Annotated in this window: 7 protein-coding genes; 4 read left to right on the top strand and 3 right to left on the bottom strand. The window is 73.5% G+C overall.

Features of this window, described 5'->3' with window-relative positions:
- Nucleotides 1–99 precede the first annotated feature (99 nt).
- The gene (locus tag AQJ66_RS06435; RefSeq protein ID WP_079060118.1) at nucleotides 100–489 is read right to left on the bottom strand and encodes an STAS domain-containing protein; all 390 of its coding nucleotides are present in this window, start codon (nucleotides 487–489) and stop codon (nucleotides 100–102) included.
- 216 nt (nucleotides 490–705) lie between these two features.
- Between AQJ66_RS06435 and pflB the strand changes: the two genes are divergently transcribed.
- Genes pflB through AQJ66_RS06420 form a run of 3 tightly spaced genes read left to right on the top strand, consistent with a single transcriptional unit; the run spans nucleotide 706 to nucleotide 4,612 of the window.
- On the top strand, nucleotides 706–2,967 hold the full coding sequence (gene pflB / locus AQJ66_RS06430; protein WP_061917863.1) for a formate C-acetyltransferase: 2,262 nt from the start codon (nucleotides 706–708) through the stop codon (nucleotides 2,965–2,967).
- Nucleotides 2,964–3,713, top strand: a complete 750-nt coding sequence (gene pflA, locus AQJ66_RS06425) for a pyruvate formate-lyase-activating protein (protein WP_208611292.1) — start codon at nucleotides 2,964–2,966, stop codon at nucleotides 3,711–3,713. The genes pflB and pflA overlap by 4 nt, the downstream gene beginning before the upstream one ends.
- Nucleotides 3,714–3,769: 56 nt before the next feature.
- A complete protein-coding gene (locus AQJ66_RS06420; protein ID WP_061917860.1) occupies nucleotides 3,770–4,612 on the top strand; it encodes a universal stress protein in 843 nt (280 codons plus the stop codon).
- A gap of 74 nt (nucleotides 4,613–4,686) precedes the next feature.
- Here AQJ66_RS06420 and adhE read toward each other — a convergent pair whose 3' ends face one another.
- The gene (gene adhE / locus AQJ66_RS06415) at nucleotides 4,687–7,359 is read right to left on the bottom strand and encodes a bifunctional acetaldehyde-CoA/alcohol dehydrogenase (protein ID WP_061917858.1); all 2,673 of its coding nucleotides are present in this window, start codon (nucleotides 7,357–7,359) and stop codon (nucleotides 4,687–4,689) included.
- 165 nt (nucleotides 7,360–7,524) lie between these two features.
- Complete coding sequence (locus AQJ66_RS06410; protein WP_061917855.1) at nucleotides 7,525–7,920, bottom strand: hypothetical protein; 396 nt, start codon at nucleotides 7,918–7,920, stop codon at nucleotides 7,525–7,527.
- A 254-nt stretch (nucleotides 7,921–8,174) separates the two neighbouring features.
- On the opposite strand from AQJ66_RS06410, the gene AQJ66_RS06405 reads away from it, so the two are divergent.
- Nucleotides 8,175–9,098 carry a carbamate kinase gene (locus AQJ66_RS06405; protein WP_061917852.1) on the top strand — a complete coding sequence of 308 codons (924 nt, stop codon included), beginning with the start codon at nucleotides 8,175–8,177 and terminating at the stop codon, nucleotides 9,096–9,098.
- Nucleotides 9,099–9,277: the final 179 nt, after the last annotated feature.

Below are 9,277 nucleotides of genomic sequence, written 5' to 3'. Positions count from 1 at the left end.
TCCCGTACAGCTCGAAGGCGCCGGACCGGCTTCCCGGACCACGCGCGGGTGCTGGCCGCCGTCCGTCCCGAGGGCCGAGGTTCCCGGTCCCCGGCCGCGTCAGCCCCTGGCCGCCGCCAGGACCGTGCCGCGATCCGCGGCGACCGCCTCGGCCGGGCTGCCGTACAGCTCGAAGGCGCTGCCCAGACCGGCTCCCCGCAGCACGCGCGGGACGCGGTCGCCGGTCGTGACGACGCGCAGCCGGCCGTGCCGCCGCCCGATGCGGTCGCGGGCCCGGCACAGCAGGCCCAGGCCCGCGCAGTCGATGAAGGACACGGCGCGCAGGTCCACCACGAGGTACGGGCGGTCCCCGGCCGTCAGTTCGTCCAGGCGGGCCCGCAGCGGCAGCACCGCCCGAATGTCGATCTCGCCGTGCAGCCGCGCGACGGTCGCCTCGCCGGCGGTGCGTTCCGTGAGGCGGAATCCGGGTCCGGTGACGGTGTGGGCCATGGCGCCGAGCAAAGCCGGGCCGGCGGGCGCGGCGGAAGGGCCGTTCGGTCCCCGCGTGCCGGGCCCGGGACCCGAACGGACCCGCCGCGCAAGGGCTGGATGGCGCGGCCGCGGGATCCCGGAGGCCCTGCTCCCGGCGGCCGTCCGGGAGGAGCATCGTCGGCGGAGCCGCCCGGGAACACCCCGGGCGGTGCCGCGACCGATGCGGAGGCAGTGATGACCGTGGCAATCCGTCCCGACGTGGACGCACCCGCCGAGCCGTGGCGCGGGTTCGCCGGCCGGGGCTGGCGCGACCGGATCGACGTGCGCGACTTCATCCGGGCCACCCGCACACCGTACGAGGGCGGCCCGGAGTTCCTCGCGTGCCCGACCGAGCGCACCCTCGCCGTCTGGCACAAGGTCAGCGCCCTGTTCCCCGAGGAGCGCCGCAAGGGCATCCTCGACGCGGACACCGCCACCCCGTCCACGATCACCTCGCACGCCCCCGGGTACATCGACCGGGACCGCGAGCTGATCGTCGGCCTGCAGACCGACGCCCCGCTGAAGCGGGCGATCATGCCGAACGGCGGTCTGCGGATGGTCGAGAACGGGCTGAAGGCCTACGGCTACGAGCCCGACCCCTTCGTCACCGAGGTGTTCGGCACCTACCGCAAGACCCACAACGACGGCGTCTTCGACGCCTACACCCCCGCGATGCGCGCCGCGCGCAAGGCCGGCATCATCACCGGCCTGCCCGACGCCTACGGGCGCGGCCGGATCATCGGCGACTACCGGCGCGTGGCGCTGTACGGCACCGACCGGCTGATCGAGGCCAAGCGGGCCGAACGCGCCCGGCTGGACGAGCAGCCCTCCACGCCGGACGTCATCCGCGACCGCGAGGAACTGGCCGAGCAGATCCGGGCCCTGGGCGAGCTGACCCGGATGGCCGCCTCCTACGGCTGCGACGTCTCCCGCCCCGCCGGCACCGCGCACGAGGCCGTGCAGTGGCTCTACCTCGGCTTCCTGGCCGCCGTGAAGGAGCAGAACGGCGCGGCCATGTCACTGGGCCGCACCTCGACCTTCCTGGACGTCTACCTGCAGCGCGACCTGGACGAGGGCCGCATCGACGAGAGCCGCGCCCAGGAGCTGATCGACGACTTCGTGATCAAGCTGCGGATCGTGCGCTTCCTGCGCACCCCCGAGTACGACGCCCTGTTCTCCGGCGACCCGACCTGGGTGACCGAGTCCATCGGCGGCATCGGCACGGACGGCCGCCCGCTGGTCACCCGCACCTCCTTCCGCTTCCTGCAGACCCTCTACAACCTGGGTCCGGCTCCCGAGCCGAACCTCACGGTGCTGTGGTCGCCGAGGCTGCCGGAGGGGTTCAAGCGGTTCTGCGCCCAGGTCTCGATCGACACGAGCTCCATCCAGTACGAGTCGGACGACCTGATGCGCCCGCGCACCGGCGACGACACCGCCATCGCCTGCTGCGTGTCGGCGATGGCGGTCGGCCGGCAGATGCAGTTCTTCGGCGCCCGCGTCAACCTCGCGAAGGCCCTGCTGTACGCGATCAACGGCGGCCGGGACGAGATGTCCGGCGAGCAGGTCGCCCCCGCGACGCCCGCCCTGACGGGGGAGTACCTGGACTACGGGGAGCTGTCGGCGGCGTACGACCGGATGCTGGACTGGCTGGCGGGCACGTACGTCGACGCCCTCAACGTCATCCACTACATGCACGACAAGTACGCCTACGAGCGCCTCGAGATGGCCCTGCACGACTATCCCGTGCACCGCTTCATGGCGTGCGGCATCGCGGGCCTGTCGGTCGCCGCCGACAGCCTGTCCGCCGTCAGGTACGGCCGGGTGAAGGTCGTCAGGGACGAGACGGGACTCGCCGTCGACTACGAGACCGAGGGCGGGTTCCCCACCTACGGCAACAACGACGACCGCGCCGACACCCTCGCCGTGGACCTGGTGGAGTCGTTCATGGCGAAGGTGCGCGAGCACCCCGCCTACCGCGACGCCGAGCACACCCAGTCCGTGCTGACCATCACCTCCAACGTGGTGTACGGCAAGCACACCGGCAACACGCCCGACGGGCGGCGCGCCGGGCAGCCCTTCGCGCCCGGGGCCAACCCGATGAACGGCCGCGACCGGCACGGCGTCGTGGCCTCCGCGCTGTCGGTGGCGAAACTGCCGTACGAGGCGGCCCGCGACGGCATCTCCCTCACCTCGACCGTCACCCCGGAGGGCCTCGGCCACGACCCGGCCGAGCGCGCGCCCAACCTGGCCGGCATCCTCGACGCCTACATGAGCGCGGGCGGCTTCCACATGAACGTCAACGTCCTGAACCGGGCGACGCTCGAGGACGCCATGGAACACCCGGAGAAGTACCCGGAGCTGACGATCCGGGTCTCCGGATACGCCGTCAACTTCGTCCGCCTGACCCGTGAGCAGCAGCTCGACGTGATCAGCCGCACCTTCCACGAGGCGCTGTGAGCGGCACCGCGGCGCCGGCGGTGACCGGCCGGATCCACTCCTGGGACCTGTCCACCGGCGTGGACGGTCCCGGGACCCGGTTCGTCCTGTTCGTCAGCGGCTGCCCCCTGCGCTGTCTGTACTGCGCGAACCCCGACACCTGGCACATGCGCGACGGCCGGCAGGCGTCGGTCGACGAGGTCATGACGGAGATCGGGAAGTACCGGGACTTCGTGACCACGGCCGGGGGAGGGGTGACGGTCACCGGCGGGGAGCCCCTGCTCCAGCCGGAGTTCACCGGCTCCGTCCTGCGCCGCTGCAAGGAGGCGGGGCTGCACACGGCGCTGGACACCTCCGGCTTCCTGGGCGCCCGGGCCTCCGACGCGCTCCTCGCCGACACCGACCTGGTGCTGCTGGACATCAAGTCCTTCGACATCGGCACCTACCGGCGGCTGACCGGCGCCGGCCTCGCGCCGACGCTCACCTTCGCCACCCGCCTGGACCGGCTGGGCGTCCCCGTCCACATCCGCTACGTCCTCGTGCCCGGCTGGACCGACGACCCGGCCGCCGTGGACGCCCTCGGCGCCTTCCTGGCCGGGCTGGGCAACGTGGACCGGGTGGACGTCCTGCCCTTCCACAAGCTCGGCGCCCACAAGTACGACGCCCTCGGTATCGGCTTCCCCCTGCGCGACACGCCCGTGCCCGCACCGGAGCTGACCGAGCGGGTGCGGGAGCAGTTCCGCGAGCACGGACTGCGGGCGCTGTGAGCCGGCCGGGCGTCGTCCGGCAACCATCGATTTCCGTCACCGTGAAGGAGGGCGTCATGCCCCGCACCATCACCGCAGGCCTGGACGATTCACCCCAGAGCCTGACCGCCGCCGACTGGGCGGCCGGGGAGGCCGTGCTCCGCGGCGTCCCCCTGCGCCTGGTCCACGCGGGCCCCCGCAACCGCTGGGCGGACGACGTGCTCCGCGACGCGAGGATGGCGATCGCGCGGCGCCACCCGGGCCTGGACGTCGGCGCCGACCGGGTCGACGGGGACCCGGTCCCCGTCCTGCTCCGGGCGGCCGGGGAGGACGGCCTGCTGGTGCTGGGCTCCCGGGGCACGGGCGGTGCCGCCGGGTTCCCGGCCGGTTCCGTCGCCCTCGCGGCCCTGGCCGGCAGCCGGTCCCCGGTCGTCCTCGTCCGGGGCGGCCGCCGTCCCGGGGACGAGAGCCGGCCGCCCGGGGCCGCGCCGACGCGCGACGTCGTGCTCGGCCTCGACTCCGCCGCCCCGGACGGCAGCGTGATCGGCTTCGCCTTCGACGCCGCCTCGCGCCGCGCGGCGCGGCTGCGCGTCGTGCACGGCCGGCGCCCCGACCTGCCCTACTACGACAACGGCGGCGACCTCGACGCGGAACTGCACGCCGAGCTCACCGGCGACATGCACCGGGCCGCGTCCGCGGTCCTGGAGCCCTGGCGGGAGAAGTTCCCGGGCGTGGAAGTGACGGAGCAGGCCGTGATCGGCCGGGCGGGCTCGCACCTGGTGGAGGCCTCGCACGACGCCTCGCTGCTCGTGGTCGGCCGCCGCCGGCGCCGGACCCCGCTCGCCGGTGCGATCGGCCCGGTCACCCAGGCCGTCCTGCACCACGCGACGGCACCGGTCGCGGTCGTGCCGCACGACTGACGTCCCCGCGATCCCGTACGAACGGCCCGGTCCGGCCCGCAGACGCGGGCCGGACCGGGCCGTTCGGCGCCGTCTCACCGCTCGTCCGCCGCCGCCCGCTCCGGCCCGTCCCCGTAGTAGGCGCTGCGCATGATCCGCTGCATGTCGTCCAGCATCGGCATGCGCGGGTTCGCCGGCGCGCACTGGTCCTCGTAGGCGTTCAGGGCCTGCCGCGGCAGCGCCTCCAGGAAGGCGCGCTCGTCGACGCCCAGGGCCTGGAACGACGGCTCTATGCCCACGGCGTCCCGCAGCCGCTCCACCGCGCGGGCCAGCGACTCGACGCCCTCCGCCGGCGTGGCGGCCGGCAGGCCGAGGGTGCGGGCGATGTCCTGGAAGCGCTCCGGCGCACGGTAGTCCTCGTACTTGGGCCAGCCCGTGAGCTTCGCCGGGACGGTCCCGTTGTAGCGGATCACGTGCGGCAGCAGGACGGCGTTGGTGCGGCCGTGCGCGAGGTGGAAAGTGGCGCCGAGGGTGTGCGCCATGGCGTGCACGATGCCGAGGAAGGCGTTGCCGAACGCCATGCCGGCGATGGTGGCCGCGTTGTGCATCCTCTCCCGCGCCTCGGGCCGGCCGCCGCGGTCGTTCACCGCCGCCTCGATGTTGCCGAAGACCAGCCGGATCGCGTGCAGGGCCAGGCCGTCGGTGAAGTCGTTGGCGTACACGGAGACGTAGGACTCGATCGCGTGGGTCAGGGCGTCGAAGCCGCTGTCGGCGGCCAGGGCCGGCGGCAGGTCCGCGGTGAGCAGCGGGTCGACGATGGCCACGCTCGGGGTCAGCGCGTAGTCGGCCAGCGGGTACTTCTTGCCGGTGGCCGGGTCCGAGATCACCGCGAAGGGAGTGATCTCCGCGCCCGTGCCGGACGTCGTGGGCACGCACACCAGGCGGGCCCGGGCGCCGGGCACCGGGAAGCGGAAGGCGCGCTTGCGGATGTCGGAGAACTTCTGCCGCATGTCGGCGAAGTCGACGTCCGGGTGCTCGTACAGCAGCCACATCACCTTGGCCGCGTCCATCGGCGAACCGCCGCCGAGCGCGATGATCGTGTCCGGGCGGAAGTCCCGCATGAGCTGGGCGCCGCGCTGCACGGAGTCGATGCTGGGCTCCGGTTCGACGTCGTCGATGATCTGGAGGGTGACCGGCTCCGCGCGCCGCCCGAGGACGCGGCCGACCCGGTCGACGAAGCCGAGGCGGGTCATGGTGGCGTCGGTGACGATCGTGACGCGGTGGACGTCCGGCATGGAGGCCAGGTAGCGGATGGACTGCGGCTCGAAGTAGATCTTCGGGGGCACCTTGAACCACTGCAGGTTGTTGCGGCGCGTGGTGACCCGCTTGATGTTCAGCAGCTGGGCGGCGGAGACGTTGTTCGACACCGAGGTGCTGCCCCAGGAGCCGCAGCCGAGGGTCAGGGACGGCAGCAGGCTGTTGTAGACGCCGCCGATCGCGCCCTGCGAGGAGGGGGCGTTGACGATGATGCGCACGGTCTTCATGCGCCGGCCGTACGCCTCCGCCAGCGCCGGGTCCCCGGTGTGCACGACCGCGGTGTGGCCCTGCCCGTGGAAGGCGACCATGTCGGCGGCCAGGTCGAACCCCTGCTGCTCGGAGCCGGCGCGCAGCACGGCGAGCACCGGGCAGAGCTTCTCCCGGGTCAACGGCTCGTCGGGGCCCACGTGTTCGGCCTCGACGAGGATCACCGAGGTGTCCTCCGGGACGGTGAAGCCCGCCTGCTCGGCGATCCAGGCCGGACTGCGCCCGACGGCCGCCGGGTTCACCTTCGGCTCGCAGCCCCCGCCGCCCGCGTCGGCGGGGAACAGGAACCGCTCCAGCTTCTCCTTCTCCCCGGCGGTCGCCAGGTGGGCGTGCAGGGTGCGGAACTCGGCGAGGGCCGCGTCGTAGATCTCCTCGTCGAGGATGACGGCCTGCTCGGAGGCGCAGATCATGCCGTTGTCGAACGACTTGGACAGCACGAGGTCGTTGACGGCCCGGCGCAGCTTCGCGCTCCGGTGCACGTACGCGGGGACGTTGCCCGCGCCGACCCCGAGCGCCGGCTTGCCCGCCGAATAGGCGGCCCGCACCATGGCGTTGCCCCCGGTGGCGAGGATCAGCGCGACACCGGGGTGGCGCATCAGGACGCCGGTCGCCTCCACGGACGGCGTCTCGATCCACTGCACGCAGTGCTCCGGCGCGCCGGCCGCGATCGCCGCGTCCCGGACGATCCGGGCCGCCTCCGTGCTGCACCGCTGTGCCGCGGGGTGGAAGGCGAACACCACGGGATTGCGGGTCTTCAGCGCCATCAGGGCCTTGAAGACGGTCGTGGAGGTCGGGTTGGTGACGGGGGTGATCGCGCAGAGCACGCCGACCGGTTCGGCCACCTCGACCATGTCCTCGATGTCGTCGCGGGCGATGACGCCGACGGTCTTCATCGGGCCCATGCTGTGCGTGACGTGCTCGCACGCGAACATGTTCTTGGCCGCCTTGTCCTCGAAGACTCCGCGACCGGTCTCCTCCACGGCGAGCCGGGCCAGCGCGGTGTGCTGGTCCAGGGCGGCGACCGAGGCCTTCTTGACGATGTGGTCGACCTGCTCCTGGGTCAGGGCGTCGTAGTCGGCGAGCGCCTTGAGCCCGTTGGTGACCAGCCGGTCCACGGCGATGGCGATGTCGGACGGTGCCGCGGCGCCGGCCGGGGCCTCGGTTGCGGTGTCGTGCGGGGTCATGGGATGCGCCTCCGTTGACGAGAGCCGCCGCGGTCCGGCGGTGTGCGGACGAGAGCGGCACCGGGGCCGGTGCCGCTCGCGTTCCCACTCTCGTCCGGTGCCGTCACCGCCCGCAGGTGCCGAAGGTCCCCTCCCGGGCGGCGACCGGCACCGGTGCCGGGGCCCTCAGCCCCGCTCGCCGGCGGCGCCTCCGCCGCGCCACGGGGGCGCGGCGGCCGCCCGGCGCGCCTGGTCCCCGCGGTGCAGGGTCCGCTCCATCCGGGCGCGCAGCCGGTCGTGCAGCCGGTCCGCCAGCTCGTGCGCCGTCGCCTCCTCGGCCCCCACCACCACGGTGGCGTCCCCCACGGCGAGTTCGGCCCGGGCCGACCACGGCAGCCGGTCGTGGTGCGCGGCCGCCCTGCTGACGCGCACCTCGCCGCTGACCGCGGGAACCCCGGGGCGGCCGAGGACCGCGCCGACCTTCTCCCGGACGTACGCGAGTGACTCCTCGTCAACATCGCCCGAGCCCCTGACCAGTACGGCGGTGGGGGTCGGGCGGGTGCCGGTGTCCTTGGCAGTCATGTGCTCCGCTCCTTCTGTGATCGTCGGCGAGCGCCTTCAGCCTGCTGCGGCCGCCCGCGCCGGCCCAGGGCTGTCCGGCCCCCCGCGCCGGGACCATCAGCGCCGCCCGGGGGCCGTGCGACCACTGACCGGGTCCGGCGGGGCGCAGAAGGATCGGTGCCGTATCAACTCACCGGCAACCGCCCGCATTCAGGAGCGCCACCATGTCCAGCGCCGCCCGCGACGTGCTCGTCGCCACCCTGGAGGACTGACCCATGCGCATCGTCGTCGCCCTCGGTGGCAACGCCCTGCTGCACCGCGGGGAACGGCCCGACGCCGCCGTCCAGCAGGCCAACACCGTCCGGGTGGCCACCGCCCTGGCCGCCCTGGCCCAGGAGCACGAAGTCGTCGTCACCCACGGCAACGGCCCCCAGATCGGCCTGCTCGCCGTGGAGAGCGAGGCCGATCCCGCGCTCAGCGCCCCGTACCCGCTCGACCTGCTCGGCGCGCAGACCGAGGGCATGATCGGCTCCCTGCTGGCCCGCACCCTGCACGACGCCCTGCCCGGGCACCGGATCGCCGCCCTCGTCACGCACACCCTAGTCAGGGCCGACGATCCCGCCTTCGCCCGGCCGACGAAGTTCGTCGGCCAGGTGTACTCCCGGCAACTGGCCCAGAGGCTGGCCGCCAAGCGCGGCTGGCACATCGCCAGGGACACCACCGGCTGGCGGCGGGTGGTCGCCTCGCCCGCGCCCGAGCGCGTCCTTGAGACCGGCACCGTTCACCAACTCCTGGACGGCGGCGCCCTGGTGATCTGCGCCGGCGGGGGAGGGGTCCCCGTCACGGCCGATCCCGACACCGGTGCGCTGACCGGTGTCGACGCCGTCGTCGACAAGGACCTCACCGCTGCCCTGCTCGCCGAGGACCTCAAGGCGGACTTCCTGCTCATCCTCACCGACGTCCCCTGCGTCTACGAGGGCTACGGCACCCACGACCAGCACCCGGTGCTCGACGCGACTCCCCGCGAACTGCGCCTCGGCCACTTCCCGGCGGGCTCCATGGGGCCCAAGACCGAAGCCGCCGCGCGGTTCGTCGAACGCACCGGTGGACTCGCGGCGATCGGTGCCCTGGACGCCGCCCACGAGATCGTGCACGGGAGGTCCGGCACGCTGATCCGCCCGGACCTCCCGGTCGGCTGACGCCAACGGTCCCACGAACCAAGGACGTTCAGCCCCGCGGCCGGAGCCCAACGGCATCCGGCGCGACCGCACCGGCAGGACGACAGTGAAAGTGGCCGGCAAGAGACCGGCAAGACCCGGCAGGACGCCGAGCGGACGCCCGGCGGACGACGGCTCGTCCATCCCGAAGGGAACACCAT

The sequence above is a fragment of the Streptomyces bungoensis genome, assembly GCF_001514215.1.
Lineage (GTDB): Bacteria > Actinomycetota > Actinomycetes > Streptomycetales > Streptomycetaceae > Streptomyces > Streptomyces bungoensis.
This window is presented reverse-complemented; position numbering and strand designations above follow the sequence as displayed.

Bases quoted from the DNA above. Each gene is read 5' to 3' on its own strand.
- AQJ66_RS06435 (WP_079060118.1), bottom strand. From the start codon at position 489: ATGGCCCACACCGTCACCGGACCCGGATTCCGCCTCACGGAACGCACC.
- pflB (WP_061917863.1), top strand. From the start codon at position 706: ATGACCGTGGCAATCCGTCCCGACGTGGACGCACCCGCCGAGCCGTGG.
- AQJ66_RS06420 (WP_061917860.1), top strand. From the start codon at position 3,770: ATGCCCCGCACCATCACCGCAGGCCTGGACGATTCACCCCAGAGCCTG.
- adhE (WP_061917858.1), bottom strand. From the start codon at position 7,359: ATGACCCCGCACGACACCGCAACCGAGGCCCCGGCCGGCGCCGCGGCA.
- AQJ66_RS06410 (WP_061917855.1), bottom strand. From the start codon at position 7,920: ATGACTGCCAAGGACACCGGCACCCGCCCGACCCCCACCGCCGTACTG.
- AQJ66_RS06405 (WP_061917852.1), top strand. From the start codon at position 8,175: ATGCGCATCGTCGTCGCCCTCGGTGGCAACGCCCTGCTGCACCGCGGG.